Origin of the sequence: Streptomyces sp. DT2A-34 (assembly GCF_030499515.1) — a bacterium.
In the GTDB taxonomy this organism is placed as follows: domain Bacteria; phylum Actinomycetota; class Actinomycetes; order Streptomycetales; family Streptomycetaceae; genus Streptomyces.
Map to the genome: position 1 here is coordinate 7,636,894 of NZ_JASTWJ010000001.1, position 23,689 is coordinate 7,660,582.

The following is a 23,689-nucleotide window of genomic DNA, read 5'->3' on the forward strand; positions in this document are numbered from 1 at the left end:
GTTACCGGCGGATTTCCTACGGCGAGCTGCCGGTTTGTGCCGAGTGGCCGACCCGAGGACGGATCGGGGTTCCGGACCCCGTAGTCTCGTCCCTTGTGAGTACGCGCGCGGGACAGGCACTTCGGCACAGTGGGGATGTCGTGTGTGCCGTGCGCGGGCTGACCAAGACCTACCCGGCCGTACGAGGGCGGCGCGGGGCGCCCGCAACGCCCGAGGTGCGCGCCACCGACGACGTACGGCTGGACATCCGGGGCGGCGAGATCTTCGGGCTGCTCGGCCCGAACGGCGCCGGCAAGACCACACTCGTACGGCAGCTCACCGGGCTGATGCGGCCCGACACCGGCAGCGTGGAGATCCTCGGGCACGACATCGTGCGGCACCCGGAGCGGGCCGCGCGCATTCTCGCCTACCTCGGGCAGGAGTCGACCGCCCTCGACGAGCTGACCGTGTCCCTCGCCGCCGAGACGACCGGGCGGCTGCGCGGCCTGGACGTGCGGCGGGCGCGGGCCGAGCGGGACGCCGTACTCGACGAGCTGGGCCTCGGGCCGCTCGCCGGGCGGCCGATCAAGAAGCTGTCCGGCGGACAGCGGCGGCTCGCTTGCTTCGCCGCCACGCTGGTGGGGGAGCGGCCGCTGCTCGTGCTCGACGAGCCGACCACCGCGATGGACCCGGTGGCGCGGCGGGCCGTGTGGTCGGCCGTGGACCGGCGGCGGGCCGAGCGCGGTACGACCGTGCTGCTCGTCACCCACAACGTCATCGAGGCCGAGACCGTGCTCGACCGGGTCGCGGTGCTCGACCGGGGCCGTGTGATCGCCTGCGACACGCCGTCCGGGCTCAAGGAACAGGTCGCGGGCGAGGTGCGGGTCGAGCTGCTGTGGCGGGACCGGGCGCCCCTGGAGGTGCCCGAGGTCGCCGCGCTGCAGGACCGGGTCGTGGAGTCCGGGCGGCGCTGGACGCTGCGGCTCGCCCCCGAGGAGGCCCGCGCGGTCGTCGCCACCGTCACCGGCGGGGCCGCCTTCGCCGCGCTGGACGACTTCACGCTGGCCACGCCGAGCCTGGAGGACGTCTATCTGGCGCTGGGCGGGGCCGCGCAGCAGGGGCTGGTGAAGGCTTGAGTACGCAGACTGTCGTAGCCGTACCTGTAGGCGTACGGAACAGGGCTTCGGTACGGAACAGAGCCTCCGTCCGGAACAGGGCCACCTCCCCAGTGATCCCCCGTGTGAAAGGGAGCAGCGCCACGTGAGTGTCGTACCCGCCGAGGTTCTGCCGGGCAGCGCCCTGGCCGTGGACGAGACGGCCCGTCCGGCCGCGGCCGAGCTCGGGCCGCGGGCGCGGCTGTGGCCGTCGCTGTGCGCCGTGTACCGGGCGCAGCTGTCCCGTGCCCGGGTCGCGCGCATTCCGCTGCTGTTCGTGGCGACCTTCCAGTCGATCGGGATCATGATCCTGATGCGCGGGGTCGTGGACGGCGGCGCCGAGGCGCAGGCCGTGGTGGCCGGGTCGGCGGTGCTCGTCGTGGCCTTCGTCGCGCTGAACCTGCTCGCGCAGTACTTCGGGCAGCTGCGGGCCAGCGGTGGGCTCGACCACTACGCCACACTGCCGGTGCCGCCGGCCGCGGTGGTGCTGGGGGCGGCGGGGGCGTACGCGTCCTTCACCGTGCCGGGGACCGTGGTGACGGCGCTCTTCGGGTGCGTGTTGTTCGGGTTGCCGGTGGCGCATCTGTGGGTGCTCGTCGCGGTGATTCCGCTGGCCGGGGCCGCGCTCGCCGGGCTGGGGGCGGCGCTCGGGCTGCTCGCGCCGCGGCCGGAACTGGCCACGCTGCTCGGGCAGTTGGGGATGTCAGCGGCGCTGCTGCTGGGGGTGCTGCCGGCCGACCGGATGCCGGAGGTGGTGCGGTTCGCGCGCGATCTACTGCCGTCGACGTACGGCGTGGAAGCCTTCGCGCGGACCTTCGGACCGCACCCCGACTGGGCCTTCGTGCTGGGTGACCTCGCCGTGTGCGGGGTGGTCGGCGTCGTCTCGCTGGCCGTCGCCACCTGGGCGTACCGCCGGGCTGCCGTCCGGTGACGCGTCGCACAGTTCGGCCTGGCACGATGGCAGGGTGACCGCTCCGCTGACTCCTCCCCCGCCGCCCCGTGACCAGTCCTCCCACCACGCGTGGCAGCAGCCCGCTGCCGGGCGCGCGGGTTCCGGGCCGTATGACGCCGTGTACGGCGCGCCTCACGGGGCACAAGGTCCCCACGGCTCTCACGGCGCGTACGGCATATATGGCTCGTACGGACAGGACGGCCCTGGGATGAAGACCGAAGTGCGAGAGGCCGCCGTGGTCGCGGTCGTCGTGGCGTTCTTCGGAGCGCTGCTCGGGGTGCTGTGGTGGTGGCTGGCGCCGAGCGTGCCGCTGGTCGGGGACGTCGTCGACAAGAGCTGGGTCGTCTACTTCAAGGACACCGAGGGGGAGCAGGCGGTCGGGGTGGACGGAACGTTCACTCTGCTCGCGCTCGCGTTCGGGCTGGTGAGTGCGGTTGCCGTCTTTGTCTGGCGGCGGCGTGGGGGTGTGCCGCTGGTGGTGGGGCTGGCCGTCGGGGGGTTTCTCGGGGCGTTGCTGGCCTGGCGGGTCGGGGTGTGGCTGGGGCCTGCGGAGGATGTGATCGGCCACGCGAAGGAAGTGGGCAAGGGGGTTACGTTCTCGGCGCCGCTGAAGCTTGGTGCCAAGGGGGCGTGGCTGGCGTGGCCGCTGGCTGCGTTGGTGGTGCATCTGGGGTTGACGGCGTTGTTCGGGCCTCGGGATGCGGAGCCGGATCAGCTGCAGCCTTCGGTGGCTCAGCAGGGGCCGTACGGGGCGCCGCCGGCGTAGGTTTCTCGCCCCCGCCGCCCCTACCCGTCCCATCCCCCAGGGGCGCTGCCCCTTCGACCCCGCCCTCCTGGGGGCCTGCGGCCCCCAGACCCCCGCTTCGGCCCTGAACGGGCCTCGTCCTCAAACGCCGGACGGGCTGAAATGCCTGGGCCGACGCCAGCTCCCAGGTGGGTGGGTGGGGGCTGGGGACGGTGTGGCCTTGTCCTCAAACGCCGGACGGGCTGACAGGCCAGGGAGTGACCGTAGGCGGGTAAGTGGGGGCTTGGGGCGGTGTGGCCTCGTTCTCAAGCGCCGGGCGGCTGGATGGTGCGGGTCGGGGTCGAGAGGGGGACCGCCTCCGGTGTGGGATCGGCGCGCGTTCGGGTTCTATGCCGGGCGCCGTCCATGGTTCGAGCGGCCCTTCTTGGTGCGCCACTTGCGTTTCCGTGTTTTCTTCGACATGTCCCTCGTACTTAACCGAGGGGACGGGGTTCGTCGAGGGGTCACGCACGTCCGATGGGGGCGAGGGTCGCGTTCGTGAGGTTGGTCAGGTCTTCGGGGGAGAGTTCGACCTCCAGGCCGCGGCGGCCGGCCGAGACGCAGATCGTGGGGTGGGTGGAGGCCGAGGCGTCCACGACCGTGGGGAGCTTCTTGCGCTGGCCGAGCGGGGAGATGCCGCCCCGGACGTAGCCCGTGGTGCGTTCCGCCAGGGCCGGGTCGGCCATCGCGGCGCGCTTGCCGCGGACCGCCGACGCCAGGGCCTTGAGGTCCAGCTGGCCGGCGACCGGGACCACCGCCACGGTGAGGGTGCCGTCCACGTCGGCGACGAGGGTCTTGAAGACCCTGTCGGGGGAGACGCCCATCGCCTCCGCGGCCTCCTCGCCGTAGGACGGGTGGGAGGGGTCGTGGTCGTAGGCGTGGATCGTGTACTCGACGCCCGCGGCCGACAGCGCCACCGTCGCGGGGGTGCCGCCGCCCGATTGCTGCTGGGTCTTCTTCGACTTCTTCGCCATGTCGTTCCGCTCAGTTCCGCTCAGTTCGGCTCAGTTGAGACTCGTCGGACCGCGCGTCAGGTCCGACGCCGGCAGCGACGGCAGAGTACGGATGATCGAGGTCTCGGTGCGAAGGAGTTTCAGTTCGTCGCGCAGGCGGGACGCGGTGTCCGGAGCCTGGAGCAGGCGCTGCTTCGTCGGGGTGTCCAGCATCATCGCGGCCGCCACCAGGAAGGAGACGACCGAGGGCTGGTCGGGGAGGTCGGCCGTGGTGGACAGGGAGCGTTCGCGGGCGCCCGCCAGGCGCTTCTGGTACTGGCGGAACGCGCGCAGCACCCCTTCGGCAAGGGCTCCCGCCTCGTCGCCCGGCTCCTCCGGCAGCTCCTCCAGCTCCGCCGTCAGGAACGGGCCCGAGGCGTCGACCGACAGCAGCCGGACCCGCGTCGTTCCCGTCGCCAGCACCTCGAACGTGCCGTCGGCCCGCTCCCGGATCGTCGCCGCGTCGGCCACACAGCCCACCCCGTGGAACGCCTTGACCGGGTCCGGGCCGAAGCCCGCCGCGGGGCCGCGCTCGGGGACGGACGTGGGGTCCGGCATGCCGGGCGCGCTCTGGGCCACCTCGTGGCCGTCGCGGATCGCCACGACGGCGAAACGACGCGGTTCCTCCTCGGGGGTCTTCAGCAGATCGCGCATCATGGCGCGATAGCGCTCCTCGAAGATGTTCAGAGGAAGGACGAGGCCCGGGAACAGCACCGAGTTCAGGGGGAAGAGCGGAAGGCGGACGGTCACGGCGCCAAAGCCTAGTGGTCGCCGGAGTGAACGCGTCCGGCGTGCCCACTCCGTGGATGACCGGCGCTCGCAGTCCGGGGAGGAGCGGAGGCCGTCCGGTGCCGCACCTCGTCGCGCGCCTCAAGGAACCGGCCGAGCGGATCGTCCGAGTACCGGCTCCAGGGGAAGGAGGTGGCGTACGGGCCGATCAGGCGCAGTTGCTCCAGGGCGTCCTCCCAGCGGCCCAGCCGTACCAGGACGTACGTCAGCTTGTTGCGGATCGCGGCGGTCCACAGGTCGGCGGCCGGGAAGCGGGCGGAGAGCGCGATCGCGCGGTCGGCCGCCGCGTCCAGCCGCTCGGGCGGCACGCCCGGACCGCAGCCGTCGTTCAGGTAGCTGAGGACGGCCCGGGTCGGCAGCGCCTGTACGAGGGAGTCGGCCGGGGCGTCCTGCGCGGCCCGGTCGGCGAAGTCGAGGCACTCCCGGTGGGAGCCGTGCCAGGACGAGGCGAGGTAGCGCAGGGCCGCCACATGGCAGCCGTAGTGGAGCGGGGCGCGGCGCAGGGCCGCCTCCCACAGTTCCCCGAAGTAGGTGTGCCCGGCGCGTGAGCCGCGCGCGTGGTCCAGTGCGATCCGCCACGGCACCGGGTCGCGGTCGTCGGCGCGGGCGGCGGCGGTGATCAGCGGGCTCACACCGCGCAGCAGTTCGGCCCGGGCGGGGGACTGCCAGGCGCGGTCCACCGCCAACTGGGCCCGGACCAGCAGCGCGTCCGGATCGTTCGGAGCGGCCGCGCACCAGGCCTCCAGCCACTCCGGCCGCGAGCGCGCGAAGGCGGCAAGGCGCAGCGCGTATCCGTCGCGGTACTCCCACTGCGCCTTCACCCGGGTGGCGGCGAGCACCTCGGCGGCAGTCTCGTACGTGCCCCGCCCGGCCGCGACCAGCGCGGGTCCGAGGCGGTCGTCGGGCGCGTCGAGGAGCACCTCGGCGTCGGCGGGGAGCCCGACGGCGGGGTGTTCTACGGTCCTTGCCGGCCGGGACGCGCGGCCGAACGGGAGCGGCAGAGCCATGGTGACACCCTTTTGCGCCTGAACCGGCGCCGCTCTCGCGGACCGGGTTCTCGCCGTTGTGGTTGCTCAATTAATGGTTGCGGTCTAAAGACGACCGACGAGCGGTGATGGTTGTACGCGTTCGCGTGGCGGGTCAGCTCCGCCGCAGCGTGCGTGTCGCCCCCGCCGCCACCGTCGTGGCCAGGATCCACCCCAGCAGGATCATCGCCGCGGCCAGCCACTGCCAGGCGCCGCTCAGCTGCCAGAACCCGGCCTGGCCCAGGTCGATGACCGGCAGCAGCAGGTCCAGGGCGAACAGGGCCGGGCTCCAGGTCGGATGCTCGCCGCCCTTGAGCGGTGGAGGATCGGCGTACGCGAAGGCCACCGAACTCGCCGCCCACACCACCGCCATCCACACGGCGGCGCGGCCCGGCCGATAGCCGTAGGCGACCATCCAGTCCTGCGCGTACCCCCACAGCTTGGCCGCGGGGGGCAGCGTCTCGCGGCGCCGGCGCTGCTTGGCGAGCAGCACCTCGCGCGCGTCCTCGTCCTCACCGCCGTTGCGCAGCACGGAGGCCAGCAGTTCGTACGGCTCCGGGTTGTACTCGGCGGTCGCGGCGGCCACCCACTCCAGCCGTCTCTCCAGCGGGAACGGGCCGCGCGGCACGAGGTTCTCGTAGCTGAAGCCACCCATGTGCAGCAGACCCGGGCCCGGCCAGGCGTCCGCCCGGTCCATCAGGTTGACGACCCGTGCCCCGGACAGCACCACCCGGCCGCGCTCCGGCCGCTCCCCGAGGAAGCGCAGCTCGGGCGTCTGGATGCGGCGCAGGGACAGCTCCTGCTCGTCCGAGAAGGTGAACCGGGCCCGCTCCAGGTCGACCGCGTCCCCGAACCGCCCGTCGTCCAGCCGCACCCCGCCCTGGCACGCGAAGCGCTGGATGCGCGTCCCGCGCGCGGGTGTACGGCCGCTCAGCAGCGGACTGCCGACGCCCGCCGGAGTCAGGTACAGGGTGCGCCCGACGGTGAGCTGGGGGGCGTTCAGCGCGAGCCGCGTGTACGGGTTGACCAGCCGGGCGCCCCGCAGGCTCAGCGACACGCCGATGTTGGCGCCGCGCAGGCTCATCTCACCGTGCGACTCCAGCATCTCGGCCTGGAGGTCCTGGCCGACGCTGATGCCGTCCGCGGCGATCGAGCGGCCGCTGCGGTCGCGGTAGACGATGGCCTGGTTGAGCAGCAGATCCGTGCCGATCTGCGCGTCGGTGAGCCGGATGCCGCCCTGGAAGCGGCAGCGCGGCAGGTGCAGATCACCCTCGGTGTGCACCCGGGCCGCCTCCAGGCGCGGCACCGCGCAGTCCACCAGTCGCACGGTCGTGAAACGCGCCTCCGGCAGCCGGATCTCCTGGTCGAAGCGGCAGCCGCGCATCTCCACGTACGGCACCACCGTGCCGCCCGCGAGGTCCATCGTGTCGCTGATCCGCACGCCGACGAGCTTCAGCGACGACACCCGGCCCGCGAGGGCGGGGGGCCCGTCCAGCAGCAGCCAGCAGATGATCCGCGCGCGTACGGTCCGCTCCTCTCCCCACGGATGCCCGCCGTGCGGGTCGTCGACGACCGTGTCGCCGCTGCTCAGGTCGTACACGCTGCCGTTGCGGAAGGCCTGCCACATGCCGAGTTCGGCGGCGGTCAGGTCGTTCGGCAGGTCGTCCGGCAGGTCTCCGTCACGGAGGCCGGCACCTTCGGTCACGTTTCGCCCATCCCCCTCATCTACTCATGGGTTCGTACAACTGTTCATGCCCGCTGAGTGACGCCCCGAACGCTAGACGTGAAGGTGATCTTCCGGGTTCCCGGGGCGTTCTGTATCAGCCATTGATACGCGCGAACGACGCCGGACCCGGGTCTGAGAGAATTGAGCCCGTGATCTCCCGAATCGATCTGCGCGGCGACGCCCTTCCCGAGGGCCCCGCCCTGCGCGACCTGCTGCCCCGAGCCGACTTCGACGTTCAGGCCGCCCTGGAGAAGGTGCGTCCGATCTGCGAGGCCGTGCATCATCGGGGTGACGCGGCGCTGATCGACTTCGCGGAGAAGTTCGACGGGGTGAAGCTCGACCAGGTGCGGGTGCCGGCCGCGGCGCTCACGCGCGCGTTGGAGGGGCTCGACCCGGCCGTCCGTGCGGCCCTGGAGGAGTCCATCCGGCGCGCCCGTCTCGTCCACCGCGAGCAGCGCCGTACGACGCACACCACGCAGGTCGTGCCGGGCGGCTCGGTCACCGAGAAGTGGGTGCCGGTCGACCGCGTCGGGCTGTACGCGCCCGGCGGCCGCTCCGTCTACCCCTCCTCCGTGGTCATGAACGTCGTCCCGGCCCAGGAGGCCGGCGTCGAGTCGATCGCCCTCGCTTCGCCTGCCCAGGCCGAGTTCAACGGCCTCCCGCACCCGACGATCCTCGCCGCGTGCGCGCTGCTCGGCGTCGACGAGGTGTACGCCGCCGGTGGCGCGACCGCCGTCGCGATGTTCGCGTACGGCACCGAGTCCTGCCCGCCCGCCAACATGGTCACCGGCCCCGGCAACATCTGGGTCGCCGCCGCCAAGCGCTACTTCACCGGCAAGATCGGCATCGACGCCGAGGCGGGCCCGACCGAGATCGCGATCCTGGCCGACGCCACCGCCGACCCGGTGCACGTCGCCGCCGACCTGATTAGCCAGGCCGAGCACGACCCGCTCGCCGCCGCCGTCCTCGTCACCGACTCCGTGGAGCTCGCCGACGCGGTGGAGAAGGAGCTGGAGCCGCAGGTCGCGGCCAGCAAGCACATCGACGACCGGATCGTCCCGGCCCTCAAGGGCAGGCAGTCCGCGATCGTCCTGGTCGACGGGGTCGAGGAGGGGCTTCGGGTCGTCGACGCGTACGGCGCCGAGCACCTGGAGATCCAGACGGCCGACGCGGCCGCCGTGGCCGACCGGGTGCGCAACGCCGGCGCGATCTTCATCGGCCCCTGGGCGCCGGTCTCGCTCGGCGACTACGCCGCCGGGTCCAACCACGTGCTGCCGACCGGCGGCTGCGCCTGCCACTCCTCCGGCCTGTCCGTGCAGTCCTTCCTCCGGGGCATCCACATCGTCGACTACACGAAGGACGCGCTGGCCGAGGTCGCGCATCACGTGGTCACGCTGGCGGAGGCGGAGGATCTGCCGGCGCACGGCGCGGCGATCAAGGCGAGGTTCGGCTGGAAGGTACCCGAGAGCAAGTGAGCGACGTACGTATCGACGATCTCCCCGTACGGGACGAGCTGCGCGGCAAGTCCCCTTACGGCGCGCCCCAGTTGGACGTCCCCGTACGGCTGAACACCAACGAGAACCCCTACCCGCTGCCCGAGCCGCTGGTCGAACGGATCGCCGAGCGCGTCCGTGAGGCGGCCCGCAACCTCAACCGCTACCCCGACCGGGACGCGGTGGAGCTGCGCACCCGGCTCGCCGAGTACCTGACGGACACGTCCGGTCACGAGGTGGGCCTCGCGAACGTCTGGGCGGCCAACGGCTCCAACGAGGTCCTCCAGCAGGTGCTGCAGACCTTCGGCGGACCGGGGCGTACGGCCATCGGCTTCGAGCCGTCGTACTCGATGCACGGCCTCATCTCGCGCGGCACCGGCACCGGCTGGATCTCCGGCCCGCGGAACGAGGACTTCACGATCGACCTCCCGGCCGCCGAGAAGGCGATCGCCGAGCACCGGCCCGACATCGTCTTCATCACCACCCCCAACAACCCCACGGGCACCGCGGTCCCTCCCGAGACCGTCCTCGCGCTGTACGAGGCCGCGCAGGCCGCCAAGCCCTCCATGGTCGTGGTCGACGAGGCGTACATCGAGTTCAGCCACGGCGACTCGCTGCTGCCGCTGCTCGAAGGTCGGCCGAATCTCGTCGTCTCCCGCACGATGTCCAAGGCCTTCGGCGCCGCCGGCCTGCGCCTCGGCTATCTCGCCGCGCACCCGGCGGTCGTGGACGCCGTCCAGCTCGTACGGCTGCCCTACCACCTGTCGGCCGTCACCCAGGCGACCGCCCTGGCCGCCCTGGAGCACACCGACACGCTGCTGAAGTACGTCGAGCAGCTCAAGTCGGAGCGGGACCGGCTGGTGGGCGAGCTGCTTGCCCTCGGCTACGACGTCACGCCGTCGGACGCCAACTTCGTGCAGTTCGGACGGTTCGACGACGCGCATGCCGCCTGGCAGAAGATCCTCGACCGGGGCGTGCTGGTCCGGGACAACGGCGTGCCGGGGTGGCTGCGGGTCACCGCCGGAACCCCCGAAGAGAACGACGCGTTCCTCGACGCGGTACGTGAGTTGCAGTGTCTTGTGGGGGACACCCCCACACCCCCGAAGGAGCAGAGCGCATGAACCGCGTAGGACGCGTGGAGCGAGTCACCAAGGAGACCTCGGTCCTCGTCGAGATCGACCTCGACGGGTCCGGCAAGGTCGATGTGTCGACCGGCGTCGGCTTCTACGACCACATGCTCGACCAGCTCGGCCGGCACGGTCTGTTCGACCTGACCGTGAAGACCGAGGGCGACCTGCACATCGACTCGCACCACACCATCGAGGACACCGCCCTCGCACTGGGCGCCGCCTTCAAGCAGGCGCTCGGCGACAAGGTGGGGATTTATCGATTCGGCAACTGCACGGTCCCGCTGGACGAGTCCCTCGCCCAGGTCACCGTCGACCTGTCCGGCCGCCCGTACCTCGTGCACACCGAGCCCGAGAACATGGCGCCGATGATCGGCGAGTACGACACCACGATGACCCGGCACATCCTGGAGTCCTTCGTCGCCCAGGCGCAGATCGCGCTGCACGTGCACGTGCCGTACGGGCGCAACGCCCACCACATCGTGGAGTGCCAGTTCAAGGCGCTGGCCCGGGCCCTGCGGTACGCGTCCGAGCGCGACCCGCGCGCGGCGGGCATCCTTCCCTCCACGAAGGGTGCGCTGTAACCCCATGAACGGGCTGTCCACCGTCCTGATCGTCGTCGGCCTCTTCCTCGTCGGCGGGATCATCTCGTTCGCCAAGCAGCAGATGCCGAAGAGCCTCATCGTGCTGCTCTCGATCGGCGCCGCGATGTGTCTCGTCGCGGGCATCCTGAGGCTGGAGGTGTGGAACTGATGAGCACCGTCTCGAAGAAGGTCGTCGTCTTCGACTACGGCTTCGGCAACGTCCGCTCCGCCGAACGCGCCCTCGCGCGCGCGGGAGCCGACGTCGAGATCACGCGCGACTTCGACAAGGCCATGAACGCCGACGGCCTGCTGGTGCCCGGCGTCGGCGCCTTCGCGGCCTGCATGCAGGGCCTGAAGGAGGCGCGCGGCGACTGGATCGTCGAGCGGCGACTGGCCGGCGGGCGCCCGGTGATGGGTATCTGCGTCGGCATGCAGATCCTGTTCGCGCGGGGCATCGAGCACGGCGTCGAGACCGAGGGCCTCGGCGAGTGGCCCGGCTCGGTCGAGCCGCTCCAGGCCGACATCGTGCCCCACATGGGCTGGAACACCGTGGACGTGGCGGCCGGCACCGAGCTGTTCGCCGGTCTGGACGCCGACGCGCGCTTCTACTTCGTGCACTCCTACGCGGTCCACGACTGGGCCCTGGAGGTGCACAACCCGCTGATGCAGGCACCCAAGGTCACCTGGTCGACGCACGGCAAGCCCTTCGTGGCCGCCGTGGAGAACGGCGCCCTGTGGGCCACGCAGTTCCACCCCGAGAAGTCCGGCGACGCCGGAGCGCAGCTGCTCACCAACTGGATCGGAACCCTGTAGAGACATGGCCAAGCTCGAACTCCTCCCCGCTGTCGACGTCCGCGACGGCCAGGCCGTCCGCCTCGTGCACGGCGAGTCCGGCACCGAGACCTCCTACGGCTCCCCGCTGGAGGCCGCCCTGGCCTGGCAGCGTTCGGGCGCCGAGTGGCTGCACCTCGTCGACCTGGACGCCGCCTTCGGCACCGGCGACAACCGGGAGCTGATCGCCGAGGTCGCCAAGGCGATGGACATCAAGGTCGAGCTGTCCGGCGGCATCCGCGACGACGCCTCCCTGGCCGCCGCGCTCGCCACCGGCTGCACGCGCGTGAACCTCGGTACGGCCGCCCTGGAGACCCCCGAGTGGGTCGCCAAGGTCATCGCCGAGCACGGCGACAAGATCGCCGTCGGCCTCGACGTACGCGGCACGACCCTGCGCGGCCGCGGCTGGACCCGCGACGGCGGCGACCTCTACGAGACGCTGGAGCGCCTCAACAGCGAGGGCTGCGCGCGGTACGTCGTCACGGACATCGCCAAGGACGGCACGCTGCAGGGCCCGAACCTGGAGCTGCTGAAGAACGTCTGCGCGGCGACGGACCGCCCGGTGGTCGCCTCCGGCGGCGTCTCGTCCCTGGACGACCTGCGGGCGATCGCCGAGCTGGTCCCGCTCGGTGTCGAGGGCTCCATCGTCGGGAAGGCCCTGTACGCGAAGGCGTTCACCCTGGAAGAGGCCCTGGAGGTTGTCTCGTCATGACGTCCGATGCCGTACGGCGCGTGCAGAGCGGAAGTCCCTGGGAAGAGTCCTTCGGTTTCGCACGTGCCGTCGCGGCGGGGGACCGTGTCCTGGTGGGGGGCACGACCTCCTTCAAGGGCGACGTCCTGTACGGCGAGGGCGACCCGTACGAGCAGGCCACGGTGGCCTTCACCAGTGCGCTGGACGCGCTCGGCGAGTTCGGACTCGGCGTCGAGTCCGTGATCCGTACCAGGATGTACCTGACCCACGCGCGGGACGTGGACGCGGTGGGCCGGGCCCACAAGGAGTTCTTCGACACGGTGCGCCCGGTCTCGACGTTGCTCGTCGTGGAGGGTTTCGTGGACTCACGCATCCTGGTCGAAGTGGAAATAGAAGCATTCAGAGGACGTTAGAGGAGCCGGTTTCATGACCCTGGCGGTCCGAGTCATCCCCTGCCTGGACGTGGACAACGGCCGGGTCGTCAAGGGCGTCAACTTCCAGAACCTGCGCGACGCGGGCGACCCCGTCGAGATGGCCAAGGTGTACGACGCCGAGGGCGCCGACGAGCTGACGTTCCTGGACATCACCGCCTCGTCGGGCAACCGCGAGACCACGTACGACGTGGTGCGCCGTACGGCCGAGCAGGTGTTCATCCCGCTGACGGTCGGCGGCGGCGTCCGCACGGCCGAGGACGTGGACAAGCTGCTGCGGGCCGGCGCCGACAAGGTGGGTGTGAACACCGCCGCGATCGCCCGCCCGGACCTGATCCGCGAGATCGCCGAGCGCTTCGGGCGCCAGGTGCTGGTGCTGTCGGTCGACGCGCGGCGCACTCCTGAAGGCACCTTCGAGGTCACCACCCACGGCGGCCGCAAGGGCACCGGCATCGACGCCGTCGAGTGGGCGCACCGCGCCGCCGAGCTGGGCGCGGGCGAGATCCTGCTCAACTCGATGGACGCGGACGGCACGAAGGACGGCTACGACCTGGAGATGATCCAGGCCGTACGCAAGCACGTGACGGTCCCGGTCATCGCCTCCGGCGGCGCCGGCAAGCTCGCCGACTTCCCGCCGGCCATCGAGGCGGGCGCGGACGCGGTGCTCGCGGCGTCGGTGTTCCACTTCGGGGATCTGCGGATCGGCGAGGTGAAGGACGCGTTGCGCGGGGCGGGTCACGCTGTGCGGTGACGCTCCGCTGAGTGCCGCCGGGTTCCTCGACACGTGCGTGACTGATTCGGGAGACCGCAGGTAGGGCCCGGCCACGGCGTGGCCGGGCCCTACCGCTGCCCAGCCTCATGCAGGCGGACGCCCATGGCGCTCCCTCAGGATGCCCGCGCCGGGAGCGCTGGTGGCGGCCGGCGTCGGACGAGGTGAGCATCCGGGACGAGGACTTCCGCGACGCTCCCGAAAGGCGGCCGCACACACGGCCGCGAGCCGGCTCTTCGCCGAGCAGAGAGCACGGCCGCGCCGCCGACGCCGCAGGAGACACCGAGGGCAACCAGAACGTCGCGGTACACCCGTACGCCTTCCCGTTCCGGACCTGAGAGGACCGACGTGCCTTCGACGCTCACCGCCGCAGAGGCCACTCCCGGCGCGGAGCGCCCCGCCCACCGCGACCCCAACGTCCTGCGCTGGCTCGCCGCCTACACCTCCTCGATGATGGGCGACAGCGTCTACTACATCGCCCTCTCCTGGGCGGCCGTACAGGCCGGTTCGCCGTCCCAGGCCGGAGTGGTCATGGCGGTGAGCGCCCTGCCGCGGGCGCTGCTGATGCTGGGCGGGGGAGTGATCGCCGACCGGCTCGGGCCGCGCAGGGTCGTCATCGGCAGTGACGTGGTGCGGTGCGCGGCCGTCGTCGCGGTGGCGGGGCTGCTGTTCCTCACCACCCCGGGCCTGTGGCCGCTGGCCGCGCTCGCCCTGGTCTTCGGCACCGTCGACGCCGTCTTCATGCCGGCCGTGGGCGCGCTCCCCGCGCGCGTGACGACACGCGACCAGCTCGCGCGCGTGCAGGGCATGCGGGGCCTCGGGATCCGGTTCGCGAGCGTCGTCGGCGGTCCGCTCGGCGGTCTAGGGGTCGCGGTCGGGGGCGCGGCGGCCGCGTTCGGCCTCGCCGGGCTGCTCATCGCGGTGTCGGTGCCGCTGCTGGTCTCCGTGCGGATGCGGGAGCTGCCCGCCGACGACAAGGCGGTCTCGCCGGGCGGCACCGCGTGGCGCGATCTGGTGGCCGGCCTCGGCTACGTCCGGCACCACCGGGTGCTCGCTCCGCTGATGCTGGCCATCGCCCTCGGCGACCTCGGCTTCGTCGGCCCGCTCAACGTCGGCCTGGCGCTGCTCGCCGACGAGCGGGGCTGGGGCGCCTCCGGAATGGGCTGGGTGCTCGCCGGCTTCGGCGTCGGCGCGGGTGCCGCGTCCCTGCTGCTGACCGTGCGCGGACGCCTGCCGCACGCCGGGCAGGTGGCGGGGTGGGCGATCCTCGCGGGGGCGGTCGCGATCGGTGCCCTGGCCTTCGTGCCCGGCGTGATCGCGGCCGTCGGGGTCGCCCTGCTCATCGGACTGCTCGCCGGTCTCAGCGGCGCCATGTGCGGCGCCCTGCTGCAGACCCAGGCCGACGCCGCCTACCTGGGCCGCGTCACCGCCGTCTCAGGGCTGGTCAGCCTCGGTTTCGCGCCGCTCAGCATGCCCCTGTCCGCCGCCGCCATCGGCGCCTGGGGCACCGGCCCGGTCTTCGTGGTCAGCGCGGCGGTGTGCGGGCTGGGCGGAGTGATCGCCCTGGGCGTGCCCGGCCTACGCCGCGCCGAACTCCCGAAGTGACCTCTCAGATCCCGAGCTGCTTCCCCTCGTGCAGCTTCGAGATCGCGTCCTTGTCGCCGTCCAGTTCGACGTCGGCGGCGTCCTGGCGGCCGTAGGCGAAGAGCAGCAGCTCCGACGGCTCGCCGGTCACCGTGACGACCGGCGTGCCCCGGTGGGCGACCGCCGTCTGGCCGTTCGGGCGGCGCAGCACCAGGCCCGTGGGCGCGCCGCGGCCCATCAGACGGGCGGAACGCTCCAGGCGGGACCAGAGGGCGTCCTGGAAGACCGGGTCGAGTTCGCGGGGCGTCCAGTCCGGCTGGGCGCGGCGGACGTCCTCCGTGTGGACGTAGAACTCGATCGTGTTCGACAACTCGTCGATCTGCTTGAGCTGGAACGGCGAGAAGCGCGGCGGACCGGTGCGGATGAGCTGGATCAGTTCCTCGTACGGCTTCGCCGCGAACTCCTCCATCGCCTTGTCCAGGCGCGGCGCGAGCTGCTTGAGCAGCATGCCCGCGGCGGCGTCGGGGCGGCGCTCGCGCACCACCACGTGCGCGGCGAGATCGCGGGTCGTCCACCCCTCGCAGAGGGTGGGGGCGTCCGGGCCCTCGGCCTCCAAGAGGTCGGCCAGGAGAAGTCGTTCACGCTTGGCGAAGGTCGACATGCAGTCAGCCTACGACCACGTGACAAGTCCGCCCACCCGTCGCCCGACCACCACCCCTCATCGTGGCGCTGCGCGCCGCCCCTATCCACTCAGTGGACATCGGACCGTCACTGTCAGTGGCAGGCGGCACAATGGCAGGCATGACCACGAGTACGCCCCGTCAGCCCAGCCGGCTGGACCCCGAGATCGCCGCGCGCCTCAAGCGCAGCGCGGACGGACTCCTGCCCGCCATCGCCCAGCAGTACGACACCGGTGAGGTGCTGATGCTCGGCTGGATGGACGACGAGGCGCTGCATCGCACGCTCACCACCGGCCGCTGCACCTACTGGTCGCGCAGCCGCCGGGAGTACTGGGTCAAGGGCGACACCTCCGGCCACTTCCAGTGGGTCAAGTCCGTCGCCCTCGACTGCGACGCCGACACCGTGCTCGTCCAGGTCGACCAGGTCGGCGCCGCCTGCCACACCGGCGCGCGCACCTGCTTCGACGTGGATGTGCTGCTCAAGGAGACCGAGGGCGCCGATTCCGGCGTACCGGTCTCGGATCAGTAAGGTCAGCCGCCATGGACCTCGAGACGTTCCGCAAGCTGGCCACCGACCGCCGTGTCATCCCGGTCACCCGCAAGCTCCTCGCCGACGGCGACACCCCGGTCGCGCTCTACCGCAAGCTCGCCGCCGAGCGCCCCGGCACGTTCCTGCTGGAGTCCGCGGAGAACGGCCGCTCGTGGTCCCGCTACTCATTCGTGGGCGTCCGTTCGTCGGCGACCCTCACCGAGCGGGACGGCCAGGCCCACTGGCTCGGCTCCCCGCCCGTCGGCGTCCCCGTCGAGGGCGACCCGCTCGCCGCCCTGCGCGCCACCATCGAGGCCCTGCACACCCCGCGCGACCTCGCCCACGACCTGAACCTGCCGCCCTTCACCGGCGGCATGGTCGGCTACCTCGGCTACGACATCGTGCGCCGCCTGGAGAAGATCGGCCCCGGCGACCGGGACGATCTCAAGCTGCCCGAGCTGACCATGCTGCTCACCAGTGACCTGGCCGTCATGGACCACTGGGAGGGCTCGGTCCTGCTGATCGCCAACGCGATCAACCACAACGACCGCGACACGGGCATCGACGAGGCCTACGCGGACGCGGTGGCCCGCCTCGACGCCATGCAGGCCGACCTGTCGCGCCCGGTCGCCCAGCCGCCGGCCGTGCTCCCGCCCTCCGAGCTGCCCGAGTACACAGCCCTCTGGGGCGGCGAGGACTTCCAGGAGGCCGTCGACGACATCAAGGAACGCATCCGGGCCGGCGAGGCCTTCCAGGTGGTCCCCTCCCAGCGCTTCGAAACGCCGTGCACGGCCGGCGCGTTGGATGTCTACCGGGTGCTGCGGGCGACCAATCCCTCCCCGTACATGTACCTGTTCCGCTTCGACGGCTTCGACGTCGTCGGCTCGTCCCCCGAGGCCCTGGTGAAGGTCGAGGACGGGCAGGCGATGGTCCACCCCATCGCCGGGACGCGCTGGCGCGGCGCCACCCCGCAGGAGGACCAGGCCCTCGCCGACGAGCTGCTCGCCGACCCCAAGGAACGCGCCGAGCACCTCATGCTGGTCGACCTCGGCCGCAACGATCTCGGGCGGGTCTGCGAGCCGGGTTCGGTCGAGGTCGTCGACTTCATGTCCATCGAGCGGTACTCGCACGTGATGCACATCGTCTCGACCGTGACGGGACGCGTGGCACCCGGCCGCACGGCCTTCGACGTCCTGACGGCCTGCTTCCCGGCGGGCACGCTCTCCGGCGCGCCCAAGCCCCGGGCCATGCAGATCATCGACGAACTCGAGCCGTCCAGGCGGGGGTTGTACGGCGGCTGCGTCGGCTACCTCGACTTCGCGGGCGACTCCGACACGGCCATCGCGATCCGTACGGCCCTGCTGCGCGACGGCACGGCGTACGTCCAGGCGGGCGCGGGCATCGTCGCCGACTCGGACCCGGTCGCCGAGGACACCGAGTGCCGGAACAAGGCGGCGGCGGTACTGCGGGCGGTACACACGGCGAACCGACTCACGTGAACCAGGGTGGCCGCCGAGCGTGAACCCGGGCGCGTCCCGCGGGGTCCGGTACCTGCCGTGCGTGCCCCGGGCGGCGGCCCCACCTGAACCCGGGGAGCCCTCTCATCGAACCCCGGGTGACTGATCGTTCGGGGCCCGGGTGATAGTGGAGTACGTGACTGCTGTTCCGCACCCCCGTTCCGAAGCCCCCGGTTCCGCCCGGGCCGGCCGTATGAGTCTTGCCGTTGCCCTGCTGTGCGGCGCGCTCGGCGCGGCCGTGGCGCTGCTCGCCACCCGGCAGCGCTGGTCGGAGGGCACCGCGACAGTGGCCGGCGGCGCGTTCCCCCTGACCGCCAAGGGCAGCGACGTCACGGGCGTCCCCGCGGCCCTGGCCATAGTGGGGCTCGCCGCGCTCGTCGCCGTCTTCGCCGTCCGCAGGGCCGGCCGCTTCATGGTCGCCGGACTCCTCGCGCTCTCCGGCGCCGGCACCGTCGCCGCGGCCCTGCTCGGCGCCTCCGACAGCTCCGCGCTGGACGAGAAGGCCGCGCAGGCCTCCGGCGACACCTCGGCCACCGTCCAGGCCCTCACCCACACCGCCTGGCCGTACGTCGCGGCCGTCGGCGGCGCCCTGATCCTGCTCGCCGGACTGCTGGCCCTGCGCTACGGCCGGCTGTGGCCCGGGATGTCCGGCCGCTACGAGCGCGGCGGCACCCCCCGCCCGCGCCGCAAGGCCCCGGCCGCCGACCCCGACCGGCCCGAGGAGCTCTGGAAGGCCCTCGACCGGGGCGAGGACCCGACCGGCGCGTAGCGGCTCCGCTCGGGAGGGCCGTTATGAAGCTGCGGGTCGGTGGGGGCTGGTCGCGCGCACGCGGCGGTAGCCGCATATCGACACAGCCGCGCCCCCCTCAGGGGCGCTGCAGCCCCCCGGTGTCGACCCGTGAGGGCTACCCCCGATCACCTCATGCTCACGCGTGCGCGACAATGGCAGCGAGCGTCCGGCTCGGACATGTACTTCAGCAACGAGGAGCAAGCAATGGCGGGCAGCAGCCACGGTCACACCCCGGCCGCCTGGACCGGTGTCACGATCGCCTTCATCGGTTTCTGCGTCTCGGGCGCCTTCATGGTGATGGCCCAGCCCGCGGGTTTCTGGGCCGGCCTGGGCGTCGTGGTCCTCGGTGGCGTCGTCGGCTGGATCATGAGCGCGATGGGCATGGGCCAGCCGAAGGACGCGCACAAGGCGCTGCTCACGACGCAGGAGCGCGAGACGGCGACCGTCGAGAGCTGAGGCGCGTACGACTTCGCTGAGGGGCGACCCGGTGCCGATGGGTGCCAGGGGCGCCCCTCCCGCGCGTTCGGAGGGGACAATGCAGGACGTGAACGCCGACAACCGGAGGTCGACCGGGTCCGGTGCCGTGCTGGGGCGACTGGCCGTCCCGGCCGGGGTGCTCGCGGCCGTCGTCGGCGCCTTCGCGTACGTGGGGACCGTGGACCCGAACGAGCCCGGCCACTACCCCGCCTGTCCGCTCCTGCGGTTCACCGGCATCTACTGTCCCGGCTGCGGCGGACTGCGCAGTGCGCACGCCGTCGTCCACGGGGACTTCGCGGCGGCACTCCAGGACAACGCGCTCGCTGTCGTCGGCTATGGGCTCTTCGCCGTGGTGTGGACCGTCTGGGTGGTCCGGGCGGTCCGAGGGCGGCCGATCAGCCTCGTTCTCTCGCCGGTGCAGCTGCGGGCCGTGGGGGCATTGCTGCTGGTCTTCACCGTTGTCCGGAACCTGCCCTTCGGTGGCTGGCTACACCCTTGATCAACCGGAGAACGTCCAGGTAGTGGGACCGGCGTCAACTGGATGCGAGGCCTACGCCCTCCTCCGGATACCATCGCAGTGACCATAGTTTTCGCATCGCTTTCACAACCGACCGTCTGGAAGGGGGCCGCTCGCGTGAGTGTGCTCGACGAGATCATCGACGGAGTCCGTGCCGACCTCGCGGAGCGGCAGGCGCGCGTCAGCCTCGACGAGCTCAAGGAGCGCGCGGCGAAGGCTCCCGCGGCCAAGGACGGCGTCGCCGCGCTGAAGGGCGACGGCGTCAAGGTCATCTGCGAGGTCAAGCGCTCCAGCCCCTCCAAGGGTGCGCTGGCCGCTATCGCCGACCCGGCCGGACTCGCCGCGGACTACGAGGCGGGCGGCGCGGCCGTCATCTCCGTCCTCACCGAGGAGCGCCGCTTCGGCGGCTCGCTGGCCGACCTGGAGGCGGTCCGCGCGCGCGTGGACATCCCGGTCCTGCGCAAGGACTTCATCGTCACGTCGTACCAGCTGTGGGAGGCCCGGGCGTACGGCGCCGACCTCGCCCTGCTGATCGTCGCGGCCCTCGACCAGTCGGCGCTGGAGTCGCTGATCGAGCGGGCCGTGTCCATCGGCCTGACCCCGCTGGTCGAGGTGCACGACGAGGACGAGGTCGAGCGTGCCGTGGACGCGGGCGCGAAGATCATCGGTGTCAACGCGCGGAACCTGAAGACCCTGGAGGTCGACCGCGGGACGTTCGAGCGCGTCGCGCCCGAGATCCCCTCGGGCCTCGTCAAGGTGGCCGAATCCGGCGTCCGGGGCCCGCACGACCTCATCGCGTACGCCAACGCCGGCGCCGACGCGGTCCTGGTCGGCGAGTCCCTGGTCACGGGCAAGGACCCGAAGACGGCGGTCGCCGACCTGGTGGCGGCGGGGGAACATCCCGCATTGCGGCACGGCCGCGGCTGATCACCCGCTAGGCTTAACCCCGATGACTCTCCCGACCACCCTGACGACCCGGGACCCGTACGCCCGCCTCGCGCGCGGCTGCCGTCCCCGGGGTTGCCGCGCGCCCGCGCGCAGGGTGCATGGTCGCAGGGTCCGTTACGTCATCGGTGACGAGCCTGGGCAGGTGAACGGCCGTCGATGGCAGCGCGCCCCTTAGGGGCGCGGGACTCTGCCTGATTTGCGGCTACCGCCGCGCGTGCGCGACAAGCCACAGCCGGCCGGTAGCCGACTGACAAAGCCCCGCCCCCACGGCGATTAGTGCATTCACACACACTCACCGTGAGGTTTCCGCATGCCCAGCGAGTTCTTCATCCCTGACCCCGAGGGCCAGGTTCCCAGCGCCGAAGGCTACTTCGGCGCGTTCGGCGGCAAGTTCATCCCGGAGGCCCTCGTCGCCGCCGTGGACGAGGTGGCCGTCGAGTACGACAAGGCCAAGCACGACCCCGAGTTCGCCCGGGAGCTCGACGACCTGCTCGTCAACTACACCGGTCGCCCCAGCTCCCTCACCGAGGTGCCTCGTTTCGCCGAGCACGCCGGTGGCTGCCGCGTGTTCCTCAAGCGCGAGGACCTCAACCACACCGGCTCTCACAAGATCAACAACGTGCTCGGCCAGGCCCTGCTCACCAAGCGCATGGGCAAGACCCGGGTCATCGCCGAGACCGGTGCCGGTCAGCACGGCGTCGCGACCGCCACGGCCTGCGCGCTGTTCGGCCTCGACTGCACGATCTACATGGGCGAGATCGACACCCAGCGCCAGGCCCTCAACGTGGCCCGGATGCGCATGCTCGGCGCCGAGGTCATCGCCGTGAAGTCCGGCAGCCGCACCCTCAAGGACGCCATCAACGAGGCGTTCCGCGACTGGGTGGCGAACGTCGACCACACGCACTACCTCTTCGGCACGGTCGCCGGCCCGCACCCCTTCCCCGCCATGGTCCGCGACTTCCACCGCGTGATCGGCGTCGAGGCACGCCGTCAGCTCCTGGAGCGCGCCGGCCGCCTCCCCGACGCCGCCGTCGCCTGCGTCGGCGGCGGCTCCAACGCCATCGGTCTCTTCCACGCCTTCATCCCGGACACGGACGTACGCCTCATCGGCTGCGAGCCCGCCGGGCACGGCGTCGAGACCGGTGAGCACGCGGCCACGCTGACCGCCGGCGAGCCCGGCATCCTGCACGGCTCCCGCTCCTACGTCCTGCAGGACGAGGAGGGCCAGATCACCGAGCCGTACTCGATCTCGGCAGGCCTGGACTACCCCGGCATCGGCCCCGAGCACTCCTACCTCAAGGACACCGGCCGCGGCGAGTACCGCGCGGTCACCGACGACGCGGCCATGCAGGCCCTGCGCCTGCTGTCGCGCACCGAGGGCATCATCCCGGCCATCGAGAGCGCACACGCCCTCGCGGGCGCCCTCGATGTCGGCAAGGAACTGGGCAAGGACGGGCTGATCGTGGTCAACCTGTCCGGGCGCGGCGACAAGGACATGGACACCGCCGCGCGCTACTTCGGCCTGTACGACACCGATGCCGAAGTCGCTGCCAACGCGGCCGATGTCGCGGAGATCGAGGGGGACGCCAAGTGAGCGGCAACATCCAGCTGTTGACGGACACCCTGCACGCTGCCAAGGCCGAGGGCCGCTCCGCCCTCATCGCCTACCTCCCGGCGGGGTTCCCGACCGTGGACGGCGGCATCGAGGCGATCAAGGCCGTACTCGACGGGGGCGCGGATGTCGTGGAGGTGGGTCTGCCGCACAGCGACCCCGTCCTCGACGGCCCCGTCATCCAGACCGCCGACGACATCGCCCTGCGCGGCGGGGTCAAGATCGCGGACGTCATGCGCACGGTCAAGGAGGCCTACGAGGCCACCGGGAAGCCGATCCTCGTCATGACGTACTGGAACCCCATCGACCGCTACGGCGTCGAGCGCTTCACCGCCGAGCTCGCCGAGGCGGGCGGCGCCGGGTGCATCCTGCCCGACCTGCCCGTCCAGGAGTCGGCCCTGTGGAGGGAGCACGCCGAGAAGCACGGGCTCGCGACGGTCTTCGTCGTGGCGCCCAGCAGCAAGGACGAGCGGCTCGGGCAGATCACCGCGGCGGGCAGCGGCTTCGTCTACGCCGCCTCGCTGATGGGCGTCACGGGTACCCGTGAGTCCGTGGGCGCGCAGGCGCAGGACCTGGTCGAGCGCACCCGGGCCACCGGCACCGACCTGCCCGTCTGCGTCGGGCTCGGCGTCTCCAGTGCCGAGCAGGCCGCCGAGGTCGCCGGCTTCGCCGACGGCGTGATCGTCGGCTCGGCCTTCGTCAAGCGGATGCTGGACGCGCCGGACGACGCGGCCGGCGTCGAGGCCGTGCGCACGCTCGCCGGCGAGCTGGCGAAGGGCGTGCGCGGGCAGGCGTAGGAAGCGCCCTGCGGCCGTAGGAGACATCTTCAGAAGAAGGTCATTCCGTACGAGTCGCTCGAACGGGTGGACCTGAGACCGGGGAGGCGCGCTGCGCCTCCCCGGTTCGTTCTGCGGGTGTGAGCGAAAAGAATCGTGACGGAAAGCGGACCGCCCGGGAGCGGCTGGCGGTCGAGCGTGAGAAGCAGAAGGCCGCCGACAGGCGGCGCCGTACGCTGATCGTCGGCGCCAGCGTCGTCTGCGTCCTGGGCCTCGCGGCGGTGATCGGAGTCGTCGCGGCGAACGCCGGCAAGGACGACAGCAGTGAGGCGGGGCCGGTGGTCGGGCCCTCGGGGGCACAGGGCAAGGACGGGCTCGCGATCCCGGTGGGCGAGGAGAGCGCCAAGTCGACGCTCACCGTCTGGGAGGACTTCCGCTGCCCGGCCTGCAAGTCCTTCGAGGACGCGTACAGATCGACGATCCACGAGCTGACGGAGTCCGGCAAGCTCAAGGTCGACTACCACCTGGCGACGATCATCGACGGCAACATGGGCGGCACCGGCTCCCGCAACGCGGCCAATGCCGCGGCCTGCGCCCAGGACACCGGGAAGTTCACGCCGTACCACGACGTGCTGTACCAGAACCAGCCTCCCGAGGTCGACGACGCCTTCGCCAAGAACAGCAAGCTCCTGGAGCTCGCGGGCAAGGTCAAGGGCCTGGACACGCCCGCCTTCCGCAAGTGCGTCGAGGACGGTACGCACAACAGCTGGGTCAACAAGTCCAACGAGGCGTTCCAGAAGGGCGGCTTCAGCGGCACGCCGACGGTGCTGCTGAACGGCAAGAACATCTACCAGGACCAGACGATGACGCCGGCGAAGCTGAAGCAGATGGTGGAGGAGGCCGCCAAGGGGTGAAGCTCCCGCGGGGCAGGG

27 protein-coding genes and 1 pseudogene are annotated in these 23,689 nt (G+C 71.8%); 23 read left to right on the top strand and 5 right to left on the bottom strand.

Annotated features, from left to right (window positions below; all coding sequences use genetic code 11):
• The first annotated feature begins 140 nt into the window (after positions 1–140).
• From QQM39_RS34050 to QQM39_RS34060, 3 genes are all read left to right on the top strand, one after another.
• On the top strand, positions 141–1,115 hold the full coding sequence (locus QQM39_RS34050; protein ID WP_302001398.1) for an ABC transporter ATP-binding protein: 975 nt from the start codon (positions 141–143) through the stop codon (positions 1,113–1,115).
• Positions 1,116–1,239: 124 nt separating this feature from the next.
• Complete coding sequence (locus QQM39_RS34055; protein ID WP_302001399.1) at positions 1,240–2,064, top strand: ABC transporter permease; 825 nt, start codon at positions 1,240–1,242, stop codon at positions 2,062–2,064.
• Between the two features lie 34 nt (positions 2,065–2,098).
• Complete coding sequence (locus tag QQM39_RS34060) at positions 2,099–2,851, top strand: AAA family ATPase (protein ID WP_302001400.1); 753 nt, start codon at positions 2,099–2,101, stop codon at positions 2,849–2,851.
• Positions 2,852–3,333: 482 nt separating this feature from the next.
• Here QQM39_RS34060 and ybaK read toward each other — a convergent pair whose 3' ends face one another.
• The 4 genes from ybaK to QQM39_RS34080 form a co-directional block, all read right to left on the bottom strand.
• Complete coding sequence (ybaK, locus tag QQM39_RS34065; RefSeq protein ID WP_302001401.1) at positions 3,334–3,843, bottom strand: Cys-tRNA(Pro) deacylase; 510 nt, start codon at positions 3,841–3,843, stop codon at positions 3,334–3,336.
• A 30-nt stretch (positions 3,844–3,873) separates the two neighbouring features.
• Positions 3,874–4,611, bottom strand: a complete 738-nt coding sequence (locus QQM39_RS34070; protein WP_302001402.1) for an LON peptidase substrate-binding domain-containing protein — start codon at positions 4,609–4,611, stop codon at positions 3,874–3,876.
• Positions 4,612–4,622: 11 nt separating this feature from the next.
• Entirely contained in the window at positions 4,623–5,657 is a 1,035-nt protein-coding gene (locus QQM39_RS34075) for a hypothetical protein (protein WP_302001403.1), read from the bottom strand.
• A gap of 133 nt (positions 5,658–5,790) precedes the next feature.
• Positions 5,791–7,380 carry an oxidoreductase gene (locus QQM39_RS34080; protein ID WP_302001404.1) on the bottom strand — a complete coding sequence of 530 codons (1,590 nt, stop codon included), beginning with the start codon at positions 7,378–7,380 and terminating at the stop codon, positions 5,791–5,793.
• 170 nt (positions 7,381–7,550) lie between these two features.
• Between QQM39_RS34080 and hisD the strand changes: the two genes are divergently transcribed.
• From hisD to QQM39_RS34130, 10 genes and pseudogenes are all read left to right on the top strand, one after another.
• Positions 7,551–8,876, top strand: coding sequence for a histidinol dehydrogenase (hisD, locus tag QQM39_RS34085; RefSeq protein WP_302001405.1), 1,326 nt, complete (start codon positions 7,551–7,553; stop codon positions 8,874–8,876).
• Positions 8,873–10,015, top strand: coding sequence for a histidinol-phosphate transaminase (locus tag QQM39_RS34090; protein ID WP_302001406.1), 1,143 nt, complete (start codon positions 8,873–8,875; stop codon positions 10,013–10,015). The genes hisD and QQM39_RS34090 overlap by 4 nt, the downstream gene beginning before the upstream one ends.
• Positions 10,012–10,605, top strand: a complete 594-nt coding sequence (hisB, locus tag QQM39_RS34095) for an imidazoleglycerol-phosphate dehydratase HisB (protein WP_015661105.1) — start codon at positions 10,012–10,014, stop codon at positions 10,603–10,605. Before QQM39_RS34090 ends, hisB begins: the two co-directional genes overlap by 4 nt.
• A gap of 4 nt (positions 10,606–10,609) precedes the next feature.
• Entirely contained in the window at positions 10,610–10,774 is a 165-nt protein-coding gene (locus tag QQM39_RS34100) for a hypothetical protein (protein WP_033318048.1), read from the top strand.
• Positions 10,774–11,418 carry an imidazole glycerol phosphate synthase subunit HisH gene (gene hisH / locus QQM39_RS34105; RefSeq protein ID WP_302001408.1) on the top strand — a complete coding sequence of 215 codons (645 nt, stop codon included), beginning with the start codon at positions 10,774–10,776 and terminating at the stop codon, positions 11,416–11,418. The genes QQM39_RS34100 and hisH overlap by 1 nt, the downstream gene beginning before the upstream one ends.
• A gap of 4 nt (positions 11,419–11,422) precedes the next feature.
• On the top strand, positions 11,423–12,148 hold the full coding sequence (priA, locus tag QQM39_RS34110) for a bifunctional 1-(5-phosphoribosyl)-5-((5-phosphoribosylamino)methylideneamino)imidazole-4-carboxamide isomerase/phosphoribosylanthranilate isomerase PriA (protein WP_217210200.1): 726 nt from the start codon (positions 11,423–11,425) through the stop codon (positions 12,146–12,148).
• The gene (locus tag QQM39_RS34115) at positions 12,145–12,540 is read left to right on the top strand and encodes a RidA family protein (RefSeq protein ID WP_302001409.1); all 396 of its coding nucleotides are present in this window, start codon (positions 12,145–12,147) and stop codon (positions 12,538–12,540) included. The genes priA and QQM39_RS34115 overlap by 4 nt, the downstream gene beginning before the upstream one ends.
• Before the next feature lie 13 nt (positions 12,541–12,553).
• On the top strand, positions 12,554–13,309 hold the full coding sequence (gene hisF, locus QQM39_RS34120; RefSeq protein ID WP_302001410.1) for an imidazole glycerol phosphate synthase subunit HisF: 756 nt from the start codon (positions 12,554–12,556) through the stop codon (positions 13,307–13,309).
• Positions 13,310–13,458: 149 nt separating this feature from the next.
• A pseudogene (locus QQM39_RS34125) lies at positions 13,459–13,665 on the top strand (transcriptional regulator); the annotation flags it as partial.
• 10 nt (positions 13,666–13,675) lie between these two features.
• Positions 13,676–14,932 carry an MFS transporter gene (locus QQM39_RS34130; protein ID WP_302001411.1) on the top strand — a complete coding sequence of 419 codons (1,257 nt, stop codon included), beginning with the start codon at positions 13,676–13,678 and terminating at the stop codon, positions 14,930–14,932.
• Between the two features lie 4 nt (positions 14,933–14,936).
• On the opposite strand, the gene QQM39_RS34135 is transcribed toward QQM39_RS34130, so the two are convergent.
• Positions 14,937–15,572 carry a TIGR03085 family metal-binding protein gene (locus QQM39_RS34135; protein ID WP_302001412.1) on the bottom strand — a complete coding sequence of 212 codons (636 nt, stop codon included), beginning with the start codon at positions 15,570–15,572 and terminating at the stop codon, positions 14,937–14,939.
• Positions 15,573–15,703: 131 nt separating this feature from the next.
• Between QQM39_RS34135 and hisI the strand changes: the two genes are divergently transcribed.
• From hisI to QQM39_RS34180, 10 genes are all read left to right on the top strand, one after another.
• Positions 15,704–16,120 (top strand): phosphoribosyl-AMP cyclohydrolase, encoded by a 417-nt coding sequence (gene hisI, locus QQM39_RS34140; RefSeq protein ID WP_302001413.1) that lies wholly within the window; start codon positions 15,704–15,706, stop codon positions 16,118–16,120.
• 11 nt (positions 16,121–16,131) lie between these two features.
• Positions 16,132–17,619, top strand: a complete 1,488-nt coding sequence (locus QQM39_RS34145) for an anthranilate synthase component I (RefSeq protein WP_302001414.1) — start codon at positions 16,132–16,134, stop codon at positions 17,617–17,619.
• A gap of 145 nt (positions 17,620–17,764) precedes the next feature.
• Positions 17,765–18,406 (top strand): TIGR02234 family membrane protein, encoded by a 642-nt coding sequence (locus QQM39_RS34150; protein WP_302001415.1) that lies wholly within the window; start codon positions 17,765–17,767, stop codon positions 18,404–18,406.
• Positions 18,407–18,631: 225 nt separating this feature from the next.
• Positions 18,632–18,883, top strand: coding sequence for an HGxxPAAW family protein (locus QQM39_RS34155; RefSeq protein WP_302001416.1), 252 nt, complete (start codon positions 18,632–18,634; stop codon positions 18,881–18,883).
• Positions 18,884–18,962: 79 nt separating this feature from the next.
• Positions 18,963–19,403, top strand: coding sequence for a DUF2752 domain-containing protein (locus QQM39_RS34160; RefSeq protein WP_302001417.1), 441 nt, complete (start codon positions 18,963–18,965; stop codon positions 19,401–19,403).
• A gap of 135 nt (positions 19,404–19,538) precedes the next feature.
• Positions 19,539–20,348, top strand: coding sequence for an indole-3-glycerol phosphate synthase TrpC (gene trpC / locus QQM39_RS34165; RefSeq protein ID WP_302001418.1), 810 nt, complete (start codon positions 19,539–19,541; stop codon positions 20,346–20,348).
• Positions 20,349–20,370: 22 nt separating this feature from the next.
• Positions 20,371–20,544 carry a tryptophan biosynthesis modulator TrpM gene (gene trpM, locus QQM39_RS46315; protein WP_367669387.1) on the top strand — a complete coding sequence of 58 codons (174 nt, stop codon included), beginning with the start codon at positions 20,371–20,373 and terminating at the stop codon, positions 20,542–20,544.
• 135 nt (positions 20,545–20,679) lie between these two features.
• A complete protein-coding gene (trpB, locus tag QQM39_RS34170) occupies positions 20,680–21,963 on the top strand; it encodes a tryptophan synthase subunit beta (protein WP_302001419.1) in 1,284 nt (427 codons plus the stop codon).
• Complete coding sequence (gene trpA / locus QQM39_RS34175; RefSeq protein ID WP_302001420.1) at positions 21,960–22,778, top strand: tryptophan synthase subunit alpha; 819 nt, start codon at positions 21,960–21,962, stop codon at positions 22,776–22,778. Before trpB ends, trpA begins: the two co-directional genes overlap by 4 nt.
• Positions 22,779–22,897: 119 nt before the next feature.
• Positions 22,898–23,671 (top strand): thioredoxin domain-containing protein, encoded by a 774-nt coding sequence (locus QQM39_RS34180; protein ID WP_302001421.1) that lies wholly within the window; start codon positions 22,898–22,900, stop codon positions 23,669–23,671.
• The last annotated feature ends 18 nt before the right edge of the window (positions 23,672–23,689 follow it).

What these genes read in the sequence shown, in the direction of transcription:
- ybaK (WP_302001401.1), bottom strand. Translation starts at nt 3,843, where the DNA reads ATGGCGAAGAAGTCGAAGAAGACCCAGCAGCAATCGGGCGGCGGCACC.
- QQM39_RS34075 (WP_302001403.1), bottom strand. Translation starts at nt 5,657, where the DNA reads ATGGCTCTGCCGCTCCCGTTCGGCCGCGCGTCCCGGCCGGCAAGGACC.
- hisB (WP_015661105.1), top strand. Translation starts at nt 10,012, where the DNA reads ATGAACCGCGTAGGACGCGTGGAGCGAGTCACCAAGGAGACCTCGGTC.
- QQM39_RS34100 (WP_033318048.1), top strand. Translation starts at nt 10,610, where the DNA reads ATGAACGGGCTGTCCACCGTCCTGATCGTCGTCGGCCTCTTCCTCGTC.
- hisH (WP_302001408.1), top strand. Translation starts at nt 10,774, where the DNA reads ATGAGCACCGTCTCGAAGAAGGTCGTCGTCTTCGACTACGGCTTCGGC.
- priA (WP_217210200.1), top strand. Translation starts at nt 11,423, where the DNA reads ATGGCCAAGCTCGAACTCCTCCCCGCTGTCGACGTCCGCGACGGCCAG.
- QQM39_RS34115 (WP_302001409.1), top strand. Translation starts at nt 12,145, where the DNA reads ATGACGTCCGATGCCGTACGGCGCGTGCAGAGCGGAAGTCCCTGGGAA.
- hisF (WP_302001410.1), top strand. Translation starts at nt 12,554, where the DNA reads ATGACCCTGGCGGTCCGAGTCATCCCCTGCCTGGACGTGGACAACGGC.
- QQM39_RS34135 (WP_302001412.1), bottom strand. Translation starts at nt 15,572, where the DNA reads ATGTCGACCTTCGCCAAGCGTGAACGACTTCTCCTGGCCGACCTCTTG.
- hisI (WP_302001413.1), top strand. Translation starts at nt 15,704, where the DNA reads ATGGCAGGCATGACCACGAGTACGCCCCGTCAGCCCAGCCGGCTGGAC.
- QQM39_RS34145 (WP_302001414.1), top strand. Translation starts at nt 16,132, where the DNA reads ATGGACCTCGAGACGTTCCGCAAGCTGGCCACCGACCGCCGTGTCATC.
- QQM39_RS34155 (WP_302001416.1), top strand. Translation starts at nt 18,632, where the DNA reads ATGGCGGGCAGCAGCCACGGTCACACCCCGGCCGCCTGGACCGGTGTC.
- QQM39_RS34160 (WP_302001417.1), top strand. Translation starts at nt 18,963, where the DNA reads ATGCAGGACGTGAACGCCGACAACCGGAGGTCGACCGGGTCCGGTGCC.
- trpM (WP_367669387.1), top strand. Translation starts at nt 20,371, where the DNA reads ATGACTCTCCCGACCACCCTGACGACCCGGGACCCGTACGCCCGCCTC.
- trpB (WP_302001419.1), top strand. Translation starts at nt 20,680, where the DNA reads ATGCCCAGCGAGTTCTTCATCCCTGACCCCGAGGGCCAGGTTCCCAGC.